This window comes from Lysobacter sp. KIS68-7 (assembly GCF_021284745.1).
Taxonomy (GTDB): domain Bacteria; phylum Pseudomonadota; class Gammaproteobacteria; order Xanthomonadales; family Xanthomonadaceae; genus Noviluteimonas.
Genome location: NZ_CP089925.1, coordinates 1,271,916 through 1,294,392, shown reverse-complemented (window position 1 = coordinate 1,294,392; position 22,477 = coordinate 1,271,916). Strand labels below are relative to the sequence as shown.

At 66.2% G+C, this 22,477-nt stretch carries 23 protein-coding genes; 6 read left to right on the top strand and 17 right to left on the bottom strand.

All coding sequences use genetic code 11. The features are described from left to right. Window positions 1–29 precede the first annotated feature (29 nt). From LVB87_RS06170 to LVB87_RS06135, 8 genes are all read right to left on the bottom strand, one after another. Entirely contained in the window at window positions 30–566 is a 537-nt protein-coding gene (locus LVB87_RS06170) for a F0F1 ATP synthase subunit delta (RefSeq protein WP_232900016.1), read from the bottom strand. A gap of 10 nt (window positions 567–576) precedes the next feature. Continuing rightward, on the bottom strand, window positions 577–1,050 hold the full coding sequence (locus LVB87_RS06165) for a F0F1 ATP synthase subunit B (RefSeq protein ID WP_232900015.1): 474 nt from the start codon (window positions 1,048–1,050) through the stop codon (window positions 577–579). 88 nt (window positions 1,051–1,138) lie between these two features. Further along, window positions 1,139–1,399: a F0F1 ATP synthase subunit C gene (gene atpE, locus LVB87_RS06160; protein ID WP_343223424.1), complete on the bottom strand. Its 261-nt coding sequence runs from the start codon at window positions 1,397–1,399 to the stop codon at window positions 1,139–1,141. 84 nt (window positions 1,400–1,483) lie between these two features. Beyond that, window positions 1,484–2,311, bottom strand: coding sequence for a F0F1 ATP synthase subunit A (atpB, locus tag LVB87_RS06155; RefSeq protein ID WP_232900013.1), 828 nt, complete (start codon window positions 2,309–2,311; stop codon window positions 1,484–1,486). A gap of 10 nt (window positions 2,312–2,321) precedes the next feature. After that, a complete protein-coding gene (locus LVB87_RS06150; protein WP_232900012.1) occupies window positions 2,322–2,690 on the bottom strand; it encodes a hypothetical protein in 369 nt (122 codons plus the stop codon). Window positions 2,691–2,969: 279 nt separating this feature from the next. Further along, the gene (gene lpdA / locus LVB87_RS06145) at window positions 2,970–4,787 is read right to left on the bottom strand and encodes a dihydrolipoyl dehydrogenase (RefSeq protein WP_232900011.1); all 1,818 of its coding nucleotides are present in this window, start codon (window positions 4,785–4,787) and stop codon (window positions 2,970–2,972) included. A 12-nt stretch (window positions 4,788–4,799) separates the two neighbouring features. Continuing rightward, a complete protein-coding gene (locus LVB87_RS06140) occupies window positions 4,800–6,197 on the bottom strand; it encodes a dihydrolipoyllysine-residue acetyltransferase (protein WP_232900010.1) in 1,398 nt (465 codons plus the stop codon). Window positions 6,198–6,314: 117 nt separating this feature from the next. After that, window positions 6,315–7,076 (bottom strand): DUF2884 family protein, encoded by a 762-nt coding sequence (locus tag LVB87_RS06135; RefSeq protein ID WP_232900009.1) that lies wholly within the window; start codon window positions 7,074–7,076, stop codon window positions 6,315–6,317. A gap of 186 nt (window positions 7,077–7,262) precedes the next feature. Here LVB87_RS06135 and LVB87_RS06130 point away from each other — a divergent pair, with 186 nt between their 5' ends. After that, entirely contained in the window at window positions 7,263–7,523 is a 261-nt protein-coding gene (locus LVB87_RS06130; protein ID WP_232900008.1) for a hypothetical protein, read from the top strand. Between the two features lie 180 nt (window positions 7,524–7,703). Then, the gene (locus LVB87_RS06125) at window positions 7,704–8,345 is read left to right on the top strand and encodes an OmpW family outer membrane protein (RefSeq protein ID WP_232900007.1); all 642 of its coding nucleotides are present in this window, start codon (window positions 7,704–7,706) and stop codon (window positions 8,343–8,345) included. Between the two features lie 46 nt (window positions 8,346–8,391). Here the strand turns inward: LVB87_RS06125 and LVB87_RS06120 are convergent, their stop codons facing one another. Beyond that, entirely contained in the window at window positions 8,392–9,288 is an 897-nt protein-coding gene (locus tag LVB87_RS06120; RefSeq protein WP_232900006.1) for a DMT family transporter, read from the bottom strand. Window positions 9,289–9,335: 47 nt separating this feature from the next. Here LVB87_RS06120 and LVB87_RS06115 point away from each other — a divergent pair, with 47 nt between their 5' ends. Beyond that, complete coding sequence (locus tag LVB87_RS06115; RefSeq protein WP_232900005.1) at window positions 9,336–9,875, top strand: DUF1415 domain-containing protein; 540 nt, start codon at window positions 9,336–9,338, stop codon at window positions 9,873–9,875. On the opposite strand, the gene LVB87_RS06110 is transcribed toward LVB87_RS06115, so the two are convergent. From LVB87_RS06110 to LVB87_RS06095, 4 genes are read right to left on the bottom strand one after another with little or no spacing between them, the layout of a single operon-like run. Further along, window positions 9,864–10,562, bottom strand: a complete 699-nt coding sequence (locus LVB87_RS06110) for a pseudouridine synthase (RefSeq protein ID WP_232900004.1) — start codon at window positions 10,560–10,562, stop codon at window positions 9,864–9,866. The two genes, LVB87_RS06115 and LVB87_RS06110, sit on opposite strands and share 12 nt — an antisense overlap. Further along, window positions 10,559–11,596, bottom strand: a complete 1,038-nt coding sequence (locus tag LVB87_RS06105; protein ID WP_232900003.1) for a class I SAM-dependent methyltransferase — start codon at window positions 11,594–11,596, stop codon at window positions 10,559–10,561. The genes LVB87_RS06110 and LVB87_RS06105 overlap by 4 nt, the downstream gene beginning before the upstream one ends. A gap of 9 nt (window positions 11,597–11,605) precedes the next feature. After that, window positions 11,606–12,064 (bottom strand): hypothetical protein, encoded by a 459-nt coding sequence (locus LVB87_RS06100; RefSeq protein WP_232900002.1) that lies wholly within the window; start codon window positions 12,062–12,064, stop codon window positions 11,606–11,608. Then, window positions 12,061–12,663: a sigma-70 family RNA polymerase sigma factor gene (locus tag LVB87_RS06095; RefSeq protein WP_232900492.1), complete on the bottom strand. Its 603-nt coding sequence runs from the start codon at window positions 12,661–12,663 to the stop codon at window positions 12,061–12,063. The genes LVB87_RS06100 and LVB87_RS06095 overlap by 4 nt, the downstream gene beginning before the upstream one ends. A 189-nt stretch (window positions 12,664–12,852) precedes the next feature. Between LVB87_RS06095 and LVB87_RS06090 the strand changes: the two genes are divergently transcribed. Then, entirely contained in the window at window positions 12,853–13,188 is a 336-nt protein-coding gene (locus tag LVB87_RS06090; protein ID WP_232900001.1) for a DUF6249 domain-containing protein, read from the top strand. A 113-nt stretch (window positions 13,189–13,301) separates the two neighbouring features. Continuing rightward, a complete protein-coding gene (locus tag LVB87_RS06085) occupies window positions 13,302–13,559 on the top strand; it encodes a hypothetical protein (protein WP_232900000.1) in 258 nt (85 codons plus the stop codon). Here LVB87_RS06085 and LVB87_RS06080 read toward each other — a convergent pair whose 3' ends face one another. Continuing rightward, window positions 13,560–14,882: a sorbosone dehydrogenase family protein gene (locus LVB87_RS06080; RefSeq protein WP_232899999.1), complete on the bottom strand. Its 1,323-nt coding sequence runs from the start codon at window positions 14,880–14,882 to the stop codon at window positions 13,560–13,562. Window positions 14,883–15,282: 400 nt separating this feature from the next. Between LVB87_RS06080 and LVB87_RS06075 the strand changes: the two genes are divergently transcribed. After that, window positions 15,283–16,497: an RtcB family protein gene (locus tag LVB87_RS06075; protein ID WP_232899998.1), complete on the top strand. Its 1,215-nt coding sequence runs from the start codon at window positions 15,283–15,285 to the stop codon at window positions 16,495–16,497. Between the two features lie 56 nt (window positions 16,498–16,553). On the opposite strand, the gene LVB87_RS06070 is transcribed toward LVB87_RS06075, so the two are convergent. The 3 genes from LVB87_RS06070 to LVB87_RS06060 form a co-directional block, all read right to left on the bottom strand. Further along, on the bottom strand, window positions 16,554–17,465 hold the full coding sequence (locus LVB87_RS06070) for an energy transducer TonB (protein ID WP_232899997.1): 912 nt from the start codon (window positions 17,463–17,465) through the stop codon (window positions 16,554–16,556). 104 nt (window positions 17,466–17,569) lie between these two features. Further along, window positions 17,570–17,758, bottom strand: a complete 189-nt coding sequence (locus LVB87_RS06065; protein WP_232899996.1) for a hypothetical protein — start codon at window positions 17,756–17,758, stop codon at window positions 17,570–17,572. A 9-nt stretch (window positions 17,759–17,767) separates the two neighbouring features. Then, complete coding sequence (locus LVB87_RS06060) at window positions 17,768–22,360, bottom strand: RHS repeat-associated core domain-containing protein (protein ID WP_232899995.1); 4,593 nt, start codon at window positions 22,358–22,360, stop codon at window positions 17,768–17,770. Between the last annotated feature and the right edge of the window lie 117 nt (window positions 22,361–22,477).

Sequence of the window (22,477 nt, the reverse complement as noted above, 5' to 3'; positions counted from 1 at the left end):
CGTCGCCGCCGGCGTTTGCAGATGAATACTTAGTTGGACAGCGCGGCCTGGAGGCGACCGAGCTTGCCGCGGAGCGAGCCGTCGATGACCACGTCGCCGGCGTCGATCACCGCGCCGCCGATCAGGTTCTCGTCGACGGCGGTCTCGACTTCCACTTCGCGGCCGAAGCGCTTGCGCAGCGCGGCCTTGATGGTGTCGAGTTCGCTCGCCGGCAGCGCCGTGGCGGAGGTGACGCGCGCCTTGACGACGCGTTCGGCTTCGAAGCGCAGCTCGTCGAACAGGCCGGCGATTTCCGGCAGCAGCGGCAGGCGGCGGTTGTCGGCGAGCAGGCCGATGAAGCGTGCGAACGCTTCGGTGTCGATCGATGCCGACGGCGGGGCCAGCAGCGTGACGGCGTCGTTCGTCGTCAGCGCCGGATGGCCGAGCACCGCGGCGACCTGCGGATCGGCCGAAACGCGCGCGGCGAAGCCGAGCGCGTCGGACCAACCGGCGAGCGCACCAGCGTCGCGCGCCAGCGAGAACGCGGCGCGGGCATAGGGGCGGGCGAGGGTCAGGGCCTGGCTCATCGATGCGTCCTCAGAGCTGCGCGGCCAGGTCGTCGATCAGCGCCTTGTGGGCGTTGGCGTCGATCTCGCGCTTGAGCAGCTTCTCCGCGCCGGTGACGGCGAGCGAGGACACCTGCTTGCGCAGCTCTTCCTTCGCACGGTTGGCGGCCGCGGCGATTTCGGCTTCAGCCAGCGCCTTCTGGCGGTTGGCTTCGGCGACGGCGTCGTTCTTCGCCTGGTCGATGATCTGGTTCGCGCGGGTGTGGGCCTGCTCGATGATCTCGTTGGCCTTCGAGCGCGCTTCCTTCAGCGCGTCGTTGACCTTGTCCTGCGCCTGGGCGAGGTCCTTCTGGCTGCGATCGGCAGCGGCGAGGCCTTCAGCGATCTTCTGCTGGCGTTCCTCGATCGCTTTCATCATCGGCGGCCAGATGAACTTGACCGTGAACCAGATGAGGATCGCGAACGACAGCATCTGGCCAATAAAGGTGATGTAGGTCGGATTCATTTCGTGCCCTGCGAATCGTTCGGCGTCGCGGCACGATGCCGCGACACCCTTTGCGCGTCGGCGCGGGCCGCGAGGCCCGCGCGACGGATCAGCCCTGCTGCAGCGCCGAGAGCAGCGGGTTGGCGAACGCGAACATCATCGCCACGCCGACGCCGATCAGGAACGCCGCGTCGATCAGGCCGGCGAGCAGGAACATGCGGCCCTGGAGCATCGGGACCAGTTCCGGCTGGCGGGCGGCGGATTCGAGGAACTTCGAACCCATGATGCCGATGCCGAGGGCGGCGCCGAGGGCACCCAGGCCGACGATGATGCCGATGGCGACGGCGGTGAGGCCCTGGACGTTGGCGATGAATTCCATGGTGGATCTCCGGATGACTGAGCTAGTTAGAGTGAAAGGTGAAACGAAACAGTGGTGCTTGCCGCTGGAAAACGATTAGTGGTGCTCGTGCGCCATCGCGAGGTACACGACGGTCAGCACCATGAAGATGAAGGCCTGCAACAAGATGATCAGGATGTGGAAGATCGCCCACATCGAGTGGAAGGCCACGCCGAAGGCGAAGGTCCACTTGGAAAGGAACAGGCCCGAGATCAGCATGAAGACGAGCTCGCCGGCGTACATGTTGCCGAACAGTCGCATGCCCAGGCTCACCGGCTTGGACAGGTACTCGACGAGGTTGAGGAAGAGGTTCGGGATCGCGAGGATGATCTTCGCGAACGTGCCGTGCGCGTGGAACGGCGCGGTGAACAGTTCCTTGGTCAGGCCCCAGCCGCCCTTCGCCTTGATCGAGTAGAAGATGATCAGGAGGAAAACGCTGATCGACATCGCGAACGTCGTGTTGATGTCCGCCGTCGGGACCATGCGGAAGTAGGTGTGGTGCGCCGCTTCCGGGCCTGCGGTCGCAGTGATCGCGCTGCTGACCATGTCGAGCGGCAACAGGTCCATGGCGTTCATGAAGAACACCCAGACGAAGATCGTGAGCGCGAGCGGCGCGATGAAGCGGCGGTCGCCGTGGAAAGTGTCCTTGACCTGGCTGTCGACGAACTCGACGACCATCTCCACCAGGGCCTGCGGCTTGGACGGCACGCCGGCGGTCGCCTTGCGCGCCTGCGTCCACAGCAGGAAGCAGCCCAGCAGGCCCACGGCGAGTGCAATCACCCACGAGTCGAAATGGAAACCGTCGCCATTGACCTGCACGACGTTGTGCGTGAGGTGATGGACGATGTATTCGGTCAGGCCACCGCTGCTCTTTTCAGGAGTCACACCGCTTCCTCTATGCCCAAAGTTTCGTCGCAACCAACATTCCGGCCGCAGCGATCGCCGCGCCGGCCAGCACCGCCAACGCGGGCAGGTGCCACACACCGATCGCCAGGAACAGCCCGACGATCAAAATCACCCACTTCGCAGCCAGGCCGAGCAGCAGGCGCCCCAGCGCCATGCCCGCCCCCGCTACGCCCCCACCGAAGGCACTCCATGCAGCCACGAGGCCACCGAGCGTCATCGCGCCACCTCCCGCCAGCGCTCCAAGCGCGGCATCGCGGCCGGACAGCAGGCAGGCCAGCGCTGTCGCGAGCGTGAGCACGCCCTGGAGGGCGGCCGTGCGCTGCGCCAGCCGGCGGCCCGCGGCGACGGTATTCAGCACGCGCGTGGATCCGGGGGAGTTGGCAGGGGCTGCAGGACAAAACCGCCCTGCGAAGCCGCGAAAGTATAGCGGGCCGCCTCCCCGACGGGCAACCGCCGGAACCACGGGAAATCAGTGGTTTAGGCCGATGAATGAGGAGGTCGGGGCGCCACCGGAAACTTTTGCGCGGGCGCCCGGGTCTTTGATCGCGAGCCCGCCGCTACTTCCTCGTCGGTCCTCGCGGCGGCTCCTGAAGCCCCGGCGCCAGTCGCGTCGGGGCTTCGCCTTTTGCACAAGCGACTACTTCTTCTTCGGCACGTAAAGATCAGTGACGGTGCCTTCGTAGACTTCGGCGGCCATGCCGACCGACTCGCTCAACGTCGGATGCGGATGGATCGTCGCGCCGATGTCGCCGGCTTCGGCGCCCATCTCGATCGCGAGCGCGATCTCACTGATGAGATCGCCTGCGTGCACGCCGACGATGCCGCCGCCGATGACGCGATGCGTGGCTTCGTCGAACACGAGCTTGGTGAAGCCTTCGGTGCGATCGATGCCGATCGCGCGGCCGCTCGCGGCCCACGGGAACTTGCCCACGCCGACGTGCAAGCCCTTCGCCGCGGCTTCGCTCTCGGTCACGCCGACCCACGCGATCTCCGGATCGGTGTAGGCCACCGACGGAATCACGCGCGCGACCCACTCGCGCTTCATGCCGCTGGCGACTTCCGCCGCAAGCCGTCCTTCGTGCGAGGCCTTGTGCGCGAGCATCGGGTTACCGACGAGATCGCCGATCGCGAAGATGTGCGGCACGTTGGTGCGCATCTGCTTGTCGACGGGGATGAAGCCGCGTTCGGTGACGTTGACGCCGGCCTTCGCGGCATCGAGCTTGTTGCCGTTCGCGCTGCGGCCCACGGCAACGAGCACGCGGTCGTAACTCTTGCGCTCCGGAATGCTCTCGCCTTCGAAGGTGACGGAGATCCCGTCCTTCTTCGCTTCGCTCGCGGTGACCTTCGTCTTCAGGTGCACCGAAACGCCCTGCTTCTTCAAACGCGCGGCGAGTGGCTTGACCAGGTCGAGGTCGGCGCCCGGCATCAGCTGGTCCAGCAGTTCGACGACGGTGACTTCACTGCCGAGCGCGCGGAACACCGTGGCCATTTCCAGGCCGATGATGCCGCCGCCCACGACGAGCAGCGTCTTCGGGATCTCGGCGAGCTCCAGCGCATCGGTGGAATCCATGACGCGCTTGTCCTTCCAGTCGAAGGACGGCAGCTTCACCGGCTGCGAACCCGCGGCGATGATGCAGAACTTGAATTTCAGCAACTGCGTCGCACCGCCCTCGCCCGCGATCTCGAGCTCGTTGGGCGACACGAACTTCGCCGTGCCCTGCACCGTGCGCACCTTGCGCTGCTTGCCCATGCCGGCCAGGCCCTTCGTGAGCGTGCCGACCACCTTGTCCTTGTACTTGCGCAGCATGTCGAGATCGATCTTCGGCGCACCGAAGGTGATGCCGAAATCCTTCGCGTGCGCGGCTTCGTCGACGACGGCCGCGGCGTGCAGCAGCGCCTTCGACGGAATGCAGCCGACGTTGAGGCACACGCCGCCGAGCGTGGCGTAGCGTTCGACGATCACCGTGTCCATGTTGAGGTCGGCGGCGCGGAACGCGGCGTTGTAACCGCCGGGGCCGGATCCGATGACGACGATCTCGCATTCGACGTCGGCCTTGCGTCCGGTGGCGGCGGCGGGCGCGGGGCCGGCCTGCACGGGTTCGGCGGGGGAAGGCGTGACGGGGGCGGGATGCGCGGGCGCGGCGGGTGCAGGCGCGGCCGGCTTGGGCGCTTCGGCCTTTGCAGGCGCAGCGGCGGCAGGCTTCGCGTCCGTTGCACCTTCGGCTTCGACGATCGCCACGACGCTGCCTTCCGACAACTTGTCGCCGATCTTCACCTTCAATTCGACGATCTTGCCCGCGACCGACGAGGGGACTTCCATCGTCGCCTTGTCCGATTCGAGCGTGACCAGTCCCTGGTCCTGCTTCACCACGTCGCCGACGGCGACGAGCAACTCGATCACCGGGACGTCGTCGTAACCGCCGATGTCGGGGACTTTGACTTCAGTGCGTGCCATGTCCGCGCCCCCTTACAGCATCGCCCGGCGCATGTCGCCGAGCAGTTGCGCGAGGAACGCGGTGAAGCGCGCGGCGGCGGCGCCGTCGATCACGCGGTGGTCGTAGCTCAGCGAGAGCGGGAGGACCAGGCGCGGTTCGAACTGCTTGCCGGCCCACACCGGGCGCATCGCCGACTTCGACACACCGAGGATCGCAACCTCGGGCGCATTGACGATCGGCGTGAACTTCGTGCCGCCGATGCCGCCGAGCGAGCTGATCGAGAAGCAGCCGCCGCTCATGTCCGCCGGCGAGAGCTTGCCGTCGCGCGCCTTCGCGGCGAGTTCGGAGGTTTCCTTCGCGATCTGGAACACGCCCTTCTTGTCGACATCGCGCACCACCGGCACGACCAGGCCGTTCGGCGTGTCGGCGGCGAAGCCGATGTGGAAGTACTTCTTGAGCGTGAGGTTCTCGCCGCTCGCATCGAGCGAGGCATTGAAGTTCGGGTACTTCTGCAGCGCGACGACCGACGCCTTCATCAGGAAGGCGAGCATCGTCAGCTTCAGGCCGCTCTTCTCGTTTTCCTTGTTGAGCTGCACGCGCAGCGCTTCGAGCTCCGTGATGTCGGCATCGTCGTGCTGCGTGACGTGCGGGATCATCGCCCAGTTGCGCGCGAGGTTCGCGCCGGAAATCTTCTGGATGCGCGTGAGCGCCTTGTGTTCGACTTCGCCGAACTTGGAGAAGTCGATCGTCGGCCACGGCAGCAGGTGCAGGCCACCTCCGGCAGGCGCGGCGCCCGCGGCGGCAGGCACGCCACCGGACAGCGCGCGCTTCACGAACTGCTGCACGTCGTCCTTTTCGATGCGGTTGTTGCGGCCGCTGCCCTGCACTTGCATCAGGTCCACGCCAAGCTCGCGCGCGAACAGGCGCACGGCGGGGCTGGCGTAGGGCACCTTGCCGGGCATCAGCGCGTCGGCGTCGAACGCGACGGGCGGCGTGCGCGGCGGCAGCGCTTCTGCATCGATGCCGGGCTTGCTGTCGAGCGTTGCGGCCTGCGTCGTCGGCGCGGCGGGTGCCGGCGCGGGCGCGGCCTTCTGTTCCGGTGCGGGCGCAGCAGGCTTCGCTTCAGCGGCAGGCTTTGCTTCCGCGGCAGGCTTCGCTTCCGTTGCAGGCTTCGCAGCCGCCGCTTCGCCTTCGGCTTCGATCAACGCAACAATGCTGCCTTCCGACAACTTGTCGCCGATCTTCACCTTCAATTCCTTGATCGTGCCTGCGAACGGCGCGGGCACTTCCATCGTCGCCTTGTCCGATTCCAGCGTGACCAGCCCCTGGTCCTGCTTCACGCGATCACCCACGGCCACCAGCAATTCGATCACCGGGACATCGTCATAACCACCGATGTCGGGAACGCGCGCTTCCTGGGGACCGGCCATGGGGGACTTCCGTGCAGATGGGGTTGGCCGTCTATTGTGCAAAAAAACGCCCGCGTGGGGGCGCGGGCGGTGGGGGAATGGCGACGGCGGCAGGCCGGCGCCAGAGTGGGGAGCAGGTCAGCGCGTGGTGATCTGGCGCGGGCGGACCGTGGCGTCGATGAGATCCAGGCGGCGGCCGTCGGGCAGTCGATACACGAGGCCGTTGTCGAGCGTGTCCAGCGATTCCATCTGGCGGCAGAGCGATTCGGCGCGCACTTCCAGCTGGTCCGCGCGCGGCTGCACGCGGCGCTCGATCTCCTTGTCGAGGTTGTTCATGCGCTCCAGGCGCGCCGTGTCGCCGCTGAAGGCGGCCGACACCGCGCCGCCCACGATGTCCCCGATCACCACCGGCAGGACTTCGGAGATGGCGTGGGCAATGCCCTTGCCAAGATCGTTGCCGCTGAAACGATTTGGCGTGATCGCATGTGCGAGGCGTGCGTCGAGTTCCTTGCGCGCCTTGTCGAGGTGGGCCTGGGTGGTGTCCGGGTGCGCGCTGAGGCCGGCGGCGACTTCACCGAGCGCGGTGAAGGCGATATCCGCCGCGTCGCGGCCGATCTGCTGGGCCAGCGGCATTGCAGCGCGGACGGTCTTTTCGTACTCGGCAATGCGCTTGCTGTCCTCGGGCGTCAGCTTCACCCAGGCGTCGTCGACGAACATGCGGCCGTCGCGCATGACGATGGCGCGCGGGGTCCCGGTCTTCTCGGCCGGGCGGGTGAGGATGACCGACTTCGACGTCAGGCTGAGGTCGTAGTCGCTGTTGACGTCGCACTCCAGGTCCTTCGCGCTTGCCGCACCGCACAACGCAGCGGCCGCAAGACCCGTCGAAACCGCAAGCTTCATGCCACGCATCGTCCTGCCCCTCATCGTCCTTTCGGTATGGCCGGATCATGCAACGCGCGTGCCTGAATTCGCACGTGCCGGTCGATGGCATGACTGACGTCATGGTGACTTCATCGACTGCAACCATTCGCGAACAAGGCGCATCTTCCATTGCGTGGTCCCCCCGAACCACACGAGGTCCAGGTCATGTACTCCCCGTACTCCGTACAACATGTGCTGTGGCGTGGTGCGATGGCGTTGAGCCTGCTGGCCGTCGGCGGCGTCGGTGCCGTATCCGTGCCGCAGCAAAAGCAAGCCTCGATCAACGAATGCCACAAAGCCCCTGCGACGCATTCGGCGCCGGTGACGCCGGCCGTTCCTTCCGCTGCGAAGCAGGCCCCGTCGAACTTCCGCTATGTCACGTTCGACACCATCGTGGTCGTTGCACACCCCTCCAAAGAAGCGTGAACGCGGCGTCGCGCTGAGCGACGTCGCTGAACGCTGCGTCATCGAGATTAGCCTGCGGTGAATATTCGCCTTCGATGACGCAGCGCGTGGTTGCCATACCCGTTGCGGTTCATGCGCCTCCGTGGAGGATGGCGCCGCCCCATCTCCCCGGGGCCAAGAACACAACGAGGAGAGCAACACATGCGCAACACCCTTTCGATTGCCCTGATCCTTGCGGCCGCGGCCGCCACGCCTGTCGCCTTTGCGCAGGACAACACCTCTTCCAACGCCACGCCGCATCGCTGGAACGCGACGATCGGCTACGCGCACCAGATCCCCAAGACGAATCCGGGCAACGTCGCCGGCAGCGAAGCGGATCTCGACGGCAGCGGCGCGGCCACGGTGTCGGGCAGCTGGTTCGCCACCGACAACATCGCGGTGGAACTGTGGGGCGCCGACAAGTTCGAGCAGGACGTGAACCTGTCGAACGGCACGCGCGGCAGGTTGAAACAGCAGCCGATCGCCGTGAGCGGCCAGTACCACTTCGGCCAGGCCGCGCAGCCGATCCGCCCCTACGTGGGCCTGGGCTATTACCAGGCGAACATCGACAGCGAGTCCTTCGATCCCACCGTCGCGGGCGGCCAGCACGTCGGCTTCAGCACGCCGAAGGGCGCGATCGCGAGCGCGGGCGTGGACTTCAACGTCACCGATCGCTGGTTCGCGCGCGCCGATGCGCGCTACATGTACGGCGATTCGGACGTGAGTCTCAACGGCAACAGGACCGGTGAGTCGCTGCGCCTCGATCCGTGGGTCGTGGGCGTGGGCATCGGTACGCGCTTCTGATCGGAGCGACGTGAACGAAACGGGCCTTCGGGCCCGTTTCCTTTTTTCAGGGATGTTCGGCCTCGGCGTGCACCTTCTCGCGACGCAGCAGGTACAGGCCGCTCGTCACGATGATCGCCGCGCCGATCCACGTGACCTTGTCGGGCAGCACGCCCCAGATGGCGAGGTCCAGGCACACGCCCCACACGAGCGCGGTGTATTCCAGCGGCGCGATCAGCGACGCCTCGCCCCACTTGAACGCCAGCGTGATCGCGTATTGCCCCAACGCACCCGCGACACCGAGACCTGCGATCAAGGGCAGGTGCGCCGCGTCGATGGGCTTCCATTCCGGATACGCGAGGATGCCCGCACCCACCGCCATCAGCAGCAGCAACCAGACCATCATCGCCTGCACCGAATCGGTCTTCGCGAGCAGGCGCACGGTGATCGCGGAGATCGCGTAGGCCAGCGCGGAAACGAGCACGGCGAGTCCCGCGAGGGTCAGCACGCCCTCGCCCGTCGGGCGCAACACGACGAGCACACCGAGCAGGCCGATGCCGATCGCGATCCAGCGGCGCGGGCCGACCTTCTCGCCGAGGAAGGGCACCGACATCGCGGTGATCAGCAGGGGCGCGACGAAGAAGATCGAATACGTCGTCGACAGCGGCAGCGTGCGCAGCGCGTAGATGAAGCTCACCATCATCAGGATGCCGAGCAGGCCGCGGAACAGGTGCAGGCCCCAGCGGACCTGCACGAGCGGCTTGATGCCGCCTGTGGCCAGGGCCCATGCGAGGACGATCGGCAGCGAGGAAGCGCCGCGCAAAGTCGCCACCTGGAAAGGCGGATAGTGCGCCGACAGCGTCTTCAGCACCGAATCCATCAGCGCGAAGCACATCACGGCGGCGAGCATCAGGAAGATCGCGTGGAGGCGACGGCGATCGTGGGTTTGGGCGGGGGAGTCCATGCGCGGAAGCTTGGGGCATCCCCGCGCATCGCGCTACCCTGCGCGCCATGAGCGAAACCGACCCCATCGAAGACACGCGCCGCTGGCTGGAACGCGCGGTGATCGGACTGAACCTGTGCCCGTTCGCGAAGGCGGTGTACGTGAAGGACCAGGTGCGCTTCGTGCTCAGCGATGCGACCTTGCCCCAGCAGTTGCTCGAAGAACTCGGCGAGGAATTGGCGCGCCTGCGCGATACCGACCCGGCGGAGATCGACACCACGCTCATCGTGCATCCGCAGGTGCTGCAGGACTTCCTCGATTACAACGACTTCCTCGAAGACGCCGACGGGCTCGTGGAAGCGATGGACCTGGACGGCGTGCTGCAGGTCGCGAGCTTCCATCCGCAGTACCAGTTCGCGGAGAGCGACCCGGACGACGTGGAGAACTACACCAACCGCGCGCCCTGGCCCACGCTGCACCTGTTGCGCGAGGACAGCGTGTCGAAGGCGGTGGCGGCGTTCCCGGATCCGGACGTGATCGTGGAGCGCAACGTCGAAACGCTGCGCAAGCTCGGCGTGGAAGGCTGGCGCAAACTGCTAGGCGAATAGCCGCGCGCGATCTGCTTCGCCCAGCGCGCGCCATTCGCCCGGGGGCAAGTCGCCGAGGTCGATCCCACCGATCGCGCTGCGATGCAGCGCATCGACATGATTGCCCACCGCCGCGAACATGCGTCGCGCCTGGTGGTAACGGCCTTCGGTCAGCACGAGGCTGGCGTGGCGCGCATCGCGTACTTCCAGCGTCGCCGGTTTCAGCGGCGTGTCTTCGGATTCCAGCATCAGCGTGCCGCTGGCGAACACTTCCGCTTCGTTGCCGCGCAGGTCATGCGCCAAGGTGGCGTCGTAGCGCTTGGACAAGTGCGACTTCGGCGACACGATGCGGTGGAGCAAGGCGCCGTCGTCGGTCAGGAGCAGCAAACCACTGGTGTCGCGATCCAATCGCCCCACCGTCGACAGCAACGGCGAGCGCAAGCGGAAGCGCGGCGGGAGCAGGTCGTACACGATGCGGCCAGGATCCTTCGTCGAACAGGTGTAGCCGACGGGCTTGTGCAGCATCAGCAACAGGCCCGACGGCGGATCGAGCGGCTCGCCGTCGATGCGGATCGCTTCGTGCGACACCTGGTCATCGGCGTACAGCACTTCACCATCTGGATCGGTGACGCGTCCCTCGCGAAACATCCACGTGACTTCCTTGCGACTGCCGTAGCCGAGGTTCGCGATGTGCTTGACCAGCTTCACTTGCGCACCGCCTCGATCACCTTGAAGGCGCCGCTGTCGGCCAGCGCGCGCACGTGCCCGAAGTGCGCACCGAGCATCGACTCGTAAGGCAGATGGCGATTGGCCACGAGGTACAGCCGTCCGCGCGGCGCCAGGGCTTGCGCGGCGACCTCGATGAAGCGCTGCCCGATATCCGGGCGATCGCCGCGGCCCAGTGCATGGAACGGCGGATTCATGACGATGAAGTCGTAGTGGCGTTGCAGGCCTGCCGTCACGTCGTGCCAGTGGAAGCCGACGTTGGCATGCGCCGCGAGGTTCACCTTCGCCAGCGCCAATGCGCGCGATTCGGCTTCATACAGATCGAGCGCACGCACGCTCGGCGAATGCGCGAGCACTTCGCGCGCGAGATAACCGGTGCCGGCACCGAGGTCCGCCCCATCGCCTGCCAGGTCGCGCGGCAAGTGCTGCGCAAGGAGCGCGGAGGCCGGGTCCACGCGGTCCCAGGCGAAGACGCCGGGACGACTGGTGAGTCCTCCTGCGACGACGCGCGGCGCATCGAGCGTGCGCCATTGGGCGCGCAAAGCGTCGTCGGCGTCGTCGCGCGTGGTGGTCCAGAACACGCGGCAATGGTGCTTGGACAACACGCCGAGCGGGCCCGCGACTTTCGCAAGATCCGTTTGCCCCGTCTTCGCGCCTTCATCGTTGTGCATGCAGGCGACCACGACGCCCGTCTCGCCCGCGCAATCGAGCGCACGCGCGAACAGGCCACGCGCCTCGTCGCGCTGCCGCGGCGGCAGTACGAGCACGAGCGGGAAGGTGCCGCCTGCCTCTTCACTCACGTCCAGGCCCGAGCGCGAAAGCGCATCGAACTCGGGCTTCCAGGTCTGCTCGCACACCAGTCCCGCGCGCGGCGCCGCATGCAGGGGCCAACCGTCGCGGGCGCGCAGGAACAAGGCACCGCCCGCGCGCGGCCACGCGAGCGCGCCCGTGTCGAAGGGATGGAACAGGACATCGAGCGCGGCGTCGGCGTCGCGCGATCCGGGGGTCTTTCGCATCCGCGCAGTTTACGCGGCGTGCGTGCCCTGCTTGTGGCGACGCAACTGCTCGGTCAGCCAAGTCGCGCCGACACAGGCGCCCAGCGCCAGCACCCAGTTCACGGCGACCGAGGAATCCAGGCGCAGCAGTTCCATCGTCGGCGCCAGCCATGCCTTGCCGTAGACGGCAACGACCACCGCTGCGCCCACGCCCAGCACACCGACGAGGAGGCGCGTGAGGTCGCGTTCGAACGGGGAGTCGGGTTCGGCAAGCTTCGGCGCCGCCACGCCGGCCTGCGCCATGCGCGCCATGCTGGCCGCGAAATCCTCGGGCAACGCATCGGGCAGCGGCGCGCGCAGCGCCTGCGAGACCTTGCGATAGCGGGCGACAAGCGGATCGTCGCTGACGCCGCCCATGCGTGCCTCGAGCCGCGCGCGCTCCTGCGCCAGCCACTCGCGTTCGTCGATTTCGGATTCGTGCTTGTTCATGCGACTACTCCCATCTTCGCCTCCAGCACCTGGCGGAGGCGCTGGCGGCTGCGGAACAGATGACTTTTGATGGTGCCCTCGGCGAGGCCGGTCATCGCGGCGATCTCGCCGATCGGCAACTCGTCCAGGTGATACAGCGTGAGCAAGGTGCGCTGCATCGGCGGCAGCGTCTCGATGGCGGCGTGCAGCAGGCGCGAAGACTCCTCGTCCACATTGGCCCGCTCCAGGTCGAAGCCATCGCCCACGTTGTCCAGCAGCGCCTGGTGTTCCTCCGGGTCGGCGGCCTCCTGCACCGGGATGCGCTTGCGCTCCAGGTGCCGCTTGGCGACCGAATAGGCCACCTGGCCGATCCAGGCCTGCAGCGAACTCTCGCCGCGGTACTGGTGCAGGTAGCGGTGCACGCGCAGGAATGTGTCCTGGCAGAGCTCCCGGGTGTCGTCGGGCTGCCGGACCATGCGCTGGATGATGTGGAAGCACAGGCCCTGGTACTGCTTCACCAGGCGCTCGAAGGCTCCGGGGGCGTTGGCGAGGACGGCCTGCGCCAGCGCGCGGTCGGCCGCACGCTCGGCCGTGCGGTCGGGCGCGTCGGCTCCCGGCATTGCGGTCGCGGGCAGGGTCTCCAGCAGGGGGCCTCCTCCATCCATGTGGGTTCTGGATACGCCCCGGGCGCGATCGGTTGCAACGGCCTTTCGTCGGGCCCGGGTGCAACCGGCCCCGCGGACCCCGTATCAACTCCACCGAACGCGGCACACCGCCGACCACCGAACGAGCCACCCCGGAGCACCATCATGAACTTCGAACTGCTGATCCCCATCACCTTCTTCGTCTGCATCGCCTACGTCATCAAGGTCGTGGTCGATGCACGCACCCGCCGCGCGCTGATCGGCGCCAACGGCTCCGAAGAGCTCGTCCGTTCGATCATGGCGGGCGAGGACCTGCGCCAGCGGCACAGTTCGCTGCGCTGGGGCATCACCCTGCTGGCCGTGGGCGCCGGCTTCGGGATGATCGAAGCGGCCGGTTGGCAGCAACTCACCCCGGGCGTAATCGCGGTGCTCGCCGGCGTCACGGGCCTGGGCAACCTCGCCTACTACTTCATCAGCCGCCGCATGGGCGCGGTCGCCTGATCGCCTGACGCACCCCCGGACCGGCGGCGAGCCTCGCGCTTACCGCCGGTTCGACATGTTCGCAACGCCGCTTGGCCGAGGATGTTTCAGGATCATTTCATCGGGAGAAGCGCATGCGAGCCCTCTTTGTCGGTGGCGCGGTGGATAACAGCGAACTGGACATGGATGGCACCTCGCCTCCGAAGCACTACCCCCCGAGCACCGGCGGCGGCACCCCGCGTTATTCGTTGCACCATGTCGGGCAGCGCGACGGCGCGATCGCGTACGCGGTGTACGCCGCACCGGGCCTTGCGCATTCCGAAGTGGAACGCGTCGCGAAGGAACGCGATTACGCGCGACGCTTCGAAGCGACACCGCAAGTCATTGCCTGACTAAAGCGGCGACACCCGCCACACCACGTTGCCGACATCGTCGGCGACCAAGAGCGCGCCATCCTTCGCCATCGCCACGCCCACGGGCCGCCCGTGCGCATTGCCTTGCGCGTCCAGGAAACCGGTGAGCACGTCGACTTCCTTGCCGGAAGGCTTGCCGCCCGCGAACGGGACGAACACGACTTTGTAGCCCGACGGCGGATTGCGATTCCACGAACCGTGCAGGCCGATGAAGGCGCCGTCGCGCAGTGCGGCCGGCAGTTTGTCGCCCGACGCGAATGCCAATCCCAGCGAAGCGACATGCGGGCCGAGCGCGTAGTCCGGCGCGATGGCCTTCGCGACCATGTCGGGGCGCGCGGGTTTGACGCGCGTGTCGACGTGCGCGCCGTAGTAACTCCACGGCCATCCGTAGAACGCGCCCGGCTTCACCGACGTCAGGTAATCGGGCACGAGATCGTTGCCCAGTTCATCGCGCTCGTTGACGACGGCGTACAGGGTTTGCGTGCCCGGCGCCCACGCGATTCCGACGGGATTGCGCAGGCCGCTGGCGTAGACATGCGAGGCGCCGGTGGTCGCATCGACTTCCAGGATCGCAGCGCGGTTGGCTTCGATGTCCATCCCGTGGTCGGCGGCGTTGCTGTTGGAGCCCACGCCTACGTAGAACTTCGAGCCGTCCGCGTTCGCCACCAAACTCTTGGTCCAGTGGTGGTTGCGCGGTGCGCCCGGCAGGTCGGTGAGCTTGGTGGGTGTCGCGTCGATCCGCGTTTCGCCCTGCTTGTAAGGCACCCAGACGAGCGCATCGGCGTTCGCCACGAAGAAGCGATCGCCGACTAGGGCCATGCCGAAGGGCGAGAACAGGTTCCCCAGGAAGGTGGATTTCGTCTCCGCGATGCCGTCGCCATCCTCGTCGCGCAGGAGCGAAATGCGATTGGGGCTTTCGACGTCCGCGCCGGCTTCCTTGAAGGCGTGGTTTATGAAGGCGTTGCGGACCGGGTTGTCCTGCGGATCTTCCGTCGGCGGGCGATTGGTTTCGGCCACGAGGACGTCGCCGTTGGGCAGCACGTACAACCAGCGCGGATGCGTGAGCCCGGTGGCGAAGGGCTGCACGCGCAGGCCTTGCATGGGCGTGGGCATTTCGCCCGCTTTCCAACCGACCACGGGCGCGATCTTCACCGTCGGCACGAGGGCCTTGTCCGGTGCGGGCAACGTGGGGTTTGGTCCGCTGGTCTGCGCGGTCGACAACTCGGCGCGCGGTGCGCAGGCGCTGGCGAAGGTCGCGGCGACCAGCATCGCGAGGGTCGAAGTGCTCGAACTTGTTCGCATCGTTCCGCTCCATGGACGGGATGCTCGGCGTTGCACGAGCGTGCGACCGCTTGCGTGAGCAAGATGCGACGCCGACGATCGCGTGCAACGCACCGCTCGTCGATATCGCTTGCACATTGCAGAACGCAGCGTTAACGTGCGCGCCCTTCGCCACATCCGCCTTCGGCCCGCCCGCATGCCACGCGCCATCGACATCGCACGCAAACCTGCCCTGCGCATCGCGCGGCGGCACCTGCGCGCGTATCCGGCGCCCCGCACCGGCGCGCCACACGGCTGACCTTCCCTTCACCGGAAGTCGGCCACCGACTTCCGGATGAGCGAACCAACGCCTCCGGGATCCATTCCGGAGGCGTTTTTGTTTGCGCGCTCCGGAGCGACAATCGAGCAGCGAGACAACACCATGAGCAACAACTTCGAATTCCTCCACGCCGAAGGCGCCACGCCGATCAAGGGCTGGGTGCGCGGCGTGCCCCTCGAATCCCAGGCGCAGGCGCAATTGCGCAACATCGCCTCGCTTCCGTTCGTGGGCCCGTGGGTGGCGGTGATGCCGGACGTGCACCTGGGTATCGGTGCGACGGTGGGTTCGGTCGTGCCCACGCGCGGCGCGATCATCCCGGCGGCGGTCGGCGTGGACATCGGATGCGGCATGGCGGCGGTGCGCACCACGCTGCGCGCCGACGACTTGCCGGACAACCTCGCAGGTCTGCGCAGCGGCATCGAGCGCAGCGTGCCCGTGGGCAACGGCCCGCATGGCGAGCACCAGCGCATCCCGGACAGCGTCTCCACGCGCCTGGCCGATGCGCAGCTCGAACAGCGCCTTGCCCGCATCCGCGACAAGCACCCGCGCATCCGTCCGGACAAGGTCGAGAAGCAGAACGGCACGCTCGGCGGCGGCAACCATTTCATCGAGTTGTGCCTGGACGAGGACGACCGCGTGTGGGTGATGTTGCATTCGGGTTCGCGCGGCACCGGCAACCTGATCGGCACCTACTTCATCGAACGCGCGCGCAAGGAACTGGAGCGTCGCGTGCTGGGCTTCCACCTGCCGGACAAGGACCTCGCGTTCTTCCTGGAAGGCGAGCCCTTGTTCGACGACTACGTGGAAGCCGTGGGCTGGGCGCAGGACTACGCGCGCACCAACCGCGAGACCATGCTCGCGCGCGTGCTGCACGAGCTGCAGCAGACGCTGCCGAAGTTCCAGCTTGAGAAGGAAGCCGTGAACTGCCACCACAACTACGTGCAGCGCGAAACGCACGCGGGCGAGTCGTTGCTGGTCACGCGCAAGGGCGCGGTAAGCGCGCGCGCGGGTGAGCTCGGCATCATCCCGGGCAGCATGGGCACACGCAGCTACATCGTGCGCGGGCTGGGCAACGCGGACAGCTTCCACAGTTGCAGCCATGGTGCGGGGCGCGTGATGAGCCGCACGCAGGCGCGCAACACGATCACGTTGAAGGAGCACCGGGAAGCGACGGCGCACGTGGAATGCCGCAAGGATGCGGGGGTGATCGATGAATCACCGGCGGCGTACAAGCCGATCGAGGCGGTGATGGCGGCGCAAGCTGATCTGGTGGAAGTCGTACACACCTTGCGGCAGGTGGTGTGTGTGAAGGGGTAATGGGCGCGCCCTTCTGAGCGAAGGGCGCTGACGATGATGCCTCTGGGCCAGCGTTGTCAGAGCGCCTCTTCGATGATGCCTGTGCGGAGGTCCAGGACGGGTGCGCGCGGGAGGCCATGGGAGTGGACGTCGGCAACGCCGATTCGATTCTCGGACTGCCACGGCGAGTCACGGTAGGCCGTCCGGGATTCCGGCCGCCACACGCCAGGTGCGTGGTCGCTACTGACATCAAGGTGGGGGACGGCGTACTGGAGGTTGATGCTGACGTGCCGAAGGTCCGCCGTCCCGCCATCGCGACCTTCGTAAGCTAGGGTCCACTGCTTTGCGGCCCGGATTGCCTCGCGCTCGAGTGTCTTGCAGGCACGCGAAACGGGCATGTCGGCCTGGATCGCATGCACGCGGCATTGCGTCGCTGCGGCATCGATGACGCGACCGGAAGAATCGACGCGCGCGTCGAGGGAAACCAGCGCGCCAACGGCGAAGGTGGGATAGCGTGGCTTCGGCGCAGACTCCACTACGCGGTAGTTCGAAGCAGGCACCTCGACCGAGACCCGCCCTTCCCGTTCGGACACTTTTTGCGCCGGGAAGCTGACGTCGTCGACCCAGACATGGTGTTGGTCCTGCTCCTGGCGACTGGCCAGTGTGATGCGCACCTTTGCGCGGGCAGTCGCGGGCTTGCCGTTCAATACCGGCGGGTGGAAGGTCCAACCGGCAACCGCCTTGTCGACGATGGCGGCGAACTCTTCAGGCAGCGGGGTCTCCGCTTGATACGAGGAGACACGCCCGGTCTTGTCCACCTCGATTTCGCCATCGACGCGGAGCGTCATGAGTTGTTCGATTTCGCCTGGCTTGGTGGACGTTGCCGTCGCGGGGACTGAGAAGAATAAAAGTGCGGATACAAGTACAGAACGCATGTCGAAGTCCGTCTCCAATCGGGCCGCCATGATGGCAAGCGTTCTTGCGTGCATGTTGTAGCGAGATTCGGTTCGGCAGGTGCGAAAGTTCGCTATCTAGCGTCCTTGGCAACTCGCGGGACGTAGTCACCAAGGAGACATCTGAACGCGTCACTCACTCATCCGCGACCAAAGGTAACAACGGCGATCGTCGAGATACTCGCCAGCAAGATCTGATAGATGAAAATGCGTCGCGCGCGCCTACCGAGCCTTGAAGTTGCTTTGCGGCGGTACTCGACATCGGTGACATAGGCTATCGGATTCAGTTCAGTTAACGGTGCAATTACGGCGATGATCCAATGCTGCATGACGCCCCCTTATAGGCATGCACAGTTCTGTACGGAGCTTTCCGGACTGGACGCTTGTTGCTTAAAGATGGTTTGCGGGTCCTTGCAGGATGAAAATGCCATGGGATTTACGTTCGGGCCGCAGACCATTACATCGCAAGATTTTCTGGCATCTTCGTGCCCCCAAGCGGGCCAGATCATTTTCCCGATAGGTGCGTCCCACGCTTGCCTCTTCATGGATTCGGCGTACTCCATGGGGCGTTGGAACCGGTTGTAGTTGGAGAAATACAATCGCGTTGCGGGCTGCGCGCCGGGCGCGTGCGACAAAGGCAATCGAAGTTGATTCGGATTTTGCGCAGTTCGAACCGGCGCGGTTGGCCTAACCACCAGCCCTCTTAGGCCGTCTGGATCGACATATTGCGTTGGATTCGCCCCTACATAGGCGTAAGTGTTGATGCCGCCCACCAATCCAATCGGATCAGTCTGCAAATACCTCCCATCGAGATAGATGCGGTACCCATTCCACCAACTCCCCGATTCAACGTCGTAGAACTGCCCCGGGAACCCTATGTTGAGACCGCCAATCGAATCAACGAGCGTCGCTCCGCGTCCGAACGCGTCGTTTGCGACCCGCCAGACCGTCTGTCGCGACGCATTCGTCACGACCTCGGGGCGCCCTAGGTGGTCGTTGTGCACGGCATTCAATGCGCCGTTGCGCACCGTCCCGACCAGCTCGTTGCCCAGCCACAGATAGTTGCTCCACTTCCCATCACTGCCCACTTCCGACAGCAGTCGATGGCCATCGCTGATGAACCGACGTTGCCCGGCGTTCGGTGACGATTTGCCAACGCGCTGATCGAACGCGTCGATCTCGTAATCCGTCGTCACGCCGCCGCGCGTGTGCTTCGTGACCCGGTTGAGCGCGTCGTAAACAACGCTGTGCGTCGCTCCCGCCAAGGACCACGCTGTCACGTCGCCGTTGGCGTTATGCGTGAACGATGCGGTCTCTCCACCAGCCGTCGAAAGCAAGCGATTGCTACCAGGATCGGTCGCATACGTGGTCCGCACGGCCGCCAGGTCGCGCGCAGTGCGGTTGCCGGTGGCGTCATATGCGAAGGACTCGCTGTTGGCCCGCGTGAGGCGGTCCAGCGCGTCGTAGGCGTAGCTTTGGGTCCGCGCCGCATCGATTCCGTTCGTGATCCGCGTAATGCGGTCTGCGATGTCGTGCTGGTAGGTGAGGCTTTGGCGGACGACGCTCACGTCATGCGCGCTGATGGCGATGACGCGCCCATCGATGTCGCGATCGTACCGGCGCTGCAGGCCATTGCCGTATGTCCATGCATCGACTTCGCCGAACGGGGCATAGGCGATCCCCGAGGCGACGGGAATCGAGCCCGCTCCGAGGTCGGCGGTCATGGCCGTCACGGCGCCGCCCGACCACGCGTAGCCAACCTTGACGCCATTCGGGTGCGTGATGCGCGTCAGGCGCCCCATGCCATCGCGGTCGTACCACGTCCAGTCGTTCACGCCATGGACCGAGTCGCGGCGCGAGCGGATGCCGCCGTGCGCGTCGTAGGTGTAGACCGAGACGCTGCGCGTCGCCTGCGGCGTGAGCACGCCGGCCTGGCACAGGCGACCGACCCCCAGCGTGCAGAAGTCGTACCAGTAGCGCCGCCACTGCACGCCGTCGCCGACGTTCCTCGGGCGGCCAAGCACGTCGTATTCGTAATCCAGGTGACTGCCGTCCGCACGCGTCATGCGGGTGCGTTGGCCGGCGACGTCGTATTGGAACTGGGTTGTGCCGCTGTCCGGGCTGTGCTGCGCCCACACGTCGCCGAATCCGTCGATGTCATAACGCGTCGCAAGTTGGCGCGGATCGACAACGCGCACGACTCGGTCACCGGCGTCGTACGCGACTTGCGTGCGGCCGCCCGCTGGGTCGACCGTCTCCACAAGGCGCTCCAACGCGTCGTAGCGGTAGGTCGTCGTGCGGTTCAGCGCATCGGTAGTCGCGATCGGATTGTCGTTGGCGTCGTAGGTCGTGGTGACGTGCTGGCCGGCATTGCCCCGCACCACCCGCACGCGCCCCAGTTCGTCGTACTCGACGCGGCTGCGTCGCGTCACCGTCGTGGCGCCCAGCGCAACGCGGCCGGTTTCGACCAACGTCACCTGGCTGTTGGCGTTGTAAGTGAATCGCTGGAAGTCGCGCGGGAACGGATGGATGGTGGGTGAAACAGTCGGCGTCTGCGCCCCGAACCACGCGACGCTTTCGCGCACCATGCGCCAGCGGAAGGCCTGTGCACCCGTCGCGGCGGGTGCCGTGATCGTGAAGTCGAAGGTCGCCGTTCCCCCCGGATGCACGTCCGCGGAAAGGTAGGCGCGATGCACGCCCCAGCGCGTGTTGTCGTTCGGATCCTGCGCGCCGAGCCGGTAGTTCTTCGCCGCGGTCCACACGGTGTTGCCGGTGTTGCGCATCTGCACGCGCACCGTGTAGCGGCCACCTGCCTCAATTGCGGTCGGAATTTGCTGGGCGACGAACGTTGCGTCTTCGATCACGGCGGGCACGGTGACGGTGCCCGAGTTCGTCAGCATGGGATTGGGTGCGCCCAGCGGCGAGATGCCGTACACATACAGCGCCTTGCCCGGGTGCGCCCTGCGGAAGCTCTCCGTGAGAGGAATTGCGTAGCGGTGGAAGCTGGTGGTCAATCCGCACTGCGCGCCGATAGCGGGCTCGCTGTACTGGTTGGCCTTGGTGCCGACCACGAAGAGGCCGACGCCCGCCGGACCGCCGACGTACACGTGGACATCGACCGGGTTGTTCCAGCCGCCCGAGCACGCCCATCCGCGCAAGGTCGCCTCACCCGCCGACATCGTGATGTTGTCGATCACGCCCTTCGTCGCGGGCACGCCGGGTTTTTCTTCGTAGTCGCAGTCGTGGCACGCCATCGGCGCGATGGCACTGAAGTGCGCGATGTCCTCTTCTTCTGGAGGAGGGTCGGCTTGCAGGGCCAACGACATCGGAGCAGGTGCGCCAGTGGAGCCGGAGGAGGCGTTGCGCGACACCTCGACCAGGCGGCTCACACCATCGTACGAATAGGAGGTTCGCACGCCGTCCGGCGCGACGCTGGATACCAGGTTTCCGCGACCGTCGTAAGTGAACGAGGCCGTATGTGCTACACCATCGATGCGACGCGTTTCGGTCAGCACGCGACCGCGAGCATCGTGCGTCCGTTCCGTCACCACGCCGTTGGCATCCGTCTCCCGACCGGCCTGGCCCGCCATCGTGTGGAGTGCCCACGTGGTCGCGTGCCCAAGCGAGTTCGCGCGACGCGTGAGATTTCCGAACGCGTCCAGCGTGTTGACGATGGCATCGCCGTCGCCCGCCACCGGGCCATCCTCGGTGATCGTCGCCAGCATGTCGTTGGCGTGGAAGGTGTAACGATAGTCGGTGCTGCGCGATTCGCCGGTGCGGCCTTGCGCTGTCAGGTTCGTCACCGTCACGCGCGACAGAAGGCCATCGCTTCGATATGTGTAATCGACACGCGAAACACCTTCCAGCGTCTGCCTCGTCGTGCGTCCATTCGCGTCCCACGCGTAAGTGGTGGTGCGTTGTTCGGGCGTTCCGACGCCCTCAACTTTGCGCAGCAGCAGGCCCGAAGGGGAGTGATCGTAGTCCGTTAGGTTGCCGGCGAAGTCGGACGCGATGTCCGTGAATCCGTTCGCGTCGTAAGTGACTTCGCGATATGCCGCCGGACAGGAGGCCGACGCATGCCCCGTGGCGGACAGCAGCTTGCCATCGCGATATCGTGAGGTCGTGCGCTTGCCAAGCGGATTGAGGTGTTCGACGATCAGCGTGCCATCGGCGTTGTCGGTATAGGCGAACGTGTGGCGATCTGCGCCACCCGCATGTTCGGTGAGCGTGGCGCGGCCGTTGGCGTCGTAGGCGAAGGTCGAATGGCGTACGCCGTTCAGGCTCTTGCCGAGCAGGACGCGGTCGCGCGTGGGGTAGTGGTATGTGATCGTGGTGCCGGGGGTCCCCGGCTGGCTGACGGTCTGCAGCCGTTGGTATGCGTCGTAGGCGTACGCGTAGGCGTTGCCGGCGGGGTCGACGACGCGCGTCATCTGCGGGCCGATTGGCGTGTCGGTCCATGTGAAACGGATCGTGCGACCCGAGGTGTGCGTGGCTTGTTCCAGCAACGGTGCCCCATGTGTGGCATGGATGCGGTACTGGAATGCGATGCCGACGCCGCGCGGATTACGCTGGCTCGTGATGCGGCCATGCGTGCCGTAGCGTTCGATGGTGTTGTCGGGCGCATACAGCACATGGCCGCCTGCACCGTCGGCGACGATCCGGCCGCGTCCTTCGGGGCGATCCTCCCACCACGCAGCCGATGGCGAGGTGCGATGGACATAGCGAATGCGTGCGCCGTTTGGTCGCGCTGCGGTGATGGATTGCCCGTCGGTGGCAACCTCCAGCCTCAGGTCGAAGTTGCTGCTCCACTTGGTGCCGAAGATCAGCCCCGGTCCGCCGTGGTGATTCCAGGTGCGTTCCAGGTAGAGCGGCATTTCACCCGAGCTGGTGAACTCAACTTCCGATTCGAGCTTGTTGCCCGTGGCGGGCACGATGGGGTTGCCGACTGTGCCGTCGCAGGAACGTCTGTCGTCGGCGTTGCCTTCCGTGCCGTTGCCGCCGATGTCGGCGACCGTCGGCGATGGAAACCCCGTCTGCCGGTTGTAGAG

Excerpts from the sequence above, each read along its gene's own strand:
- LVB87_RS06170 (WP_232900016.1), bottom strand. The coding sequence starts at position 566 with ATGAGCCAGGCCCTGACCCTCGCCCGCCCCTATGCCCGCGCCGCGTTC.
- LVB87_RS06165 (WP_232900015.1), bottom strand. The coding sequence starts at position 1,050 with ATGAATCCGACCTACATCACCTTTATTGGCCAGATGCTGTCGTTCGCG.
- lpdA (WP_232900011.1), bottom strand. The coding sequence starts at position 4,787 with ATGGCACGCACTGAAGTCAAAGTCCCCGACATCGGCGGTTACGACGAC.
- LVB87_RS06140 (WP_232900010.1), bottom strand. The coding sequence starts at position 6,197 with ATGGCCGGTCCCCAGGAAGCGCGCGTTCCCGACATCGGTGGTTATGAC.
- LVB87_RS06135 (WP_232900009.1), bottom strand. The coding sequence starts at position 7,076 with ATGAAGCTTGCGGTTTCGACGGGTCTTGCGGCCGCTGCGTTGTGCGGT.
- LVB87_RS06130 (WP_232900008.1), top strand. The coding sequence starts at position 7,263 with ATGTACTCCCCGTACTCCGTACAACATGTGCTGTGGCGTGGTGCGATG.
- LVB87_RS06125 (WP_232900007.1), top strand. The coding sequence starts at position 7,704 with ATGCGCAACACCCTTTCGATTGCCCTGATCCTTGCGGCCGCGGCCGCC.
- LVB87_RS06120 (WP_232900006.1), bottom strand. The coding sequence starts at position 9,288 with ATGGACTCCCCCGCCCAAACCCACGATCGCCGTCGCCTCCACGCGATC.
- LVB87_RS06115 (WP_232900005.1), top strand. The coding sequence starts at position 9,336 with ATGAGCGAAACCGACCCCATCGAAGACACGCGCCGCTGGCTGGAACGC.
- LVB87_RS06105 (WP_232900003.1), bottom strand. The coding sequence starts at position 11,596 with ATGCGAAAGACCCCCGGATCGCGCGACGCCGACGCCGCGCTCGATGTC.
- LVB87_RS06100 (WP_232900002.1), bottom strand. The coding sequence starts at position 12,064 with ATGAACAAGCACGAATCCGAAATCGACGAACGCGAGTGGCTGGCGCAG.
- LVB87_RS06095 (WP_232900492.1), bottom strand. The coding sequence starts at position 12,663 with ATGCCGGGAGCCGACGCGCCCGACCGCACGGCCGAGCGTGCGGCCGAC.
- LVB87_RS06090 (WP_232900001.1), top strand. The coding sequence starts at position 12,853 with ATGAACTTCGAACTGCTGATCCCCATCACCTTCTTCGTCTGCATCGCC.
- LVB87_RS06085 (WP_232900000.1), top strand. The coding sequence starts at position 13,302 with ATGCGAGCCCTCTTTGTCGGTGGCGCGGTGGATAACAGCGAACTGGAC.
- LVB87_RS06080 (WP_232899999.1), bottom strand. The coding sequence starts at position 14,882 with ATGCGAACAAGTTCGAGCACTTCGACCCTCGCGATGCTGGTCGCCGCG.
- LVB87_RS06075 (WP_232899998.1), top strand. The coding sequence starts at position 15,283 with ATGAGCAACAACTTCGAATTCCTCCACGCCGAAGGCGCCACGCCGATC.
- LVB87_RS06070 (WP_232899997.1), bottom strand. The coding sequence starts at position 17,465 with ATGCACGCAAGAACGCTTGCCATCATGGCGGCCCGATTGGAGACGGAC.
- LVB87_RS06065 (WP_232899996.1), bottom strand. The coding sequence starts at position 17,758 with ATGCAGCATTGGATCATCGCCGTAATTGCACCGTTAACTGAACTGAAT.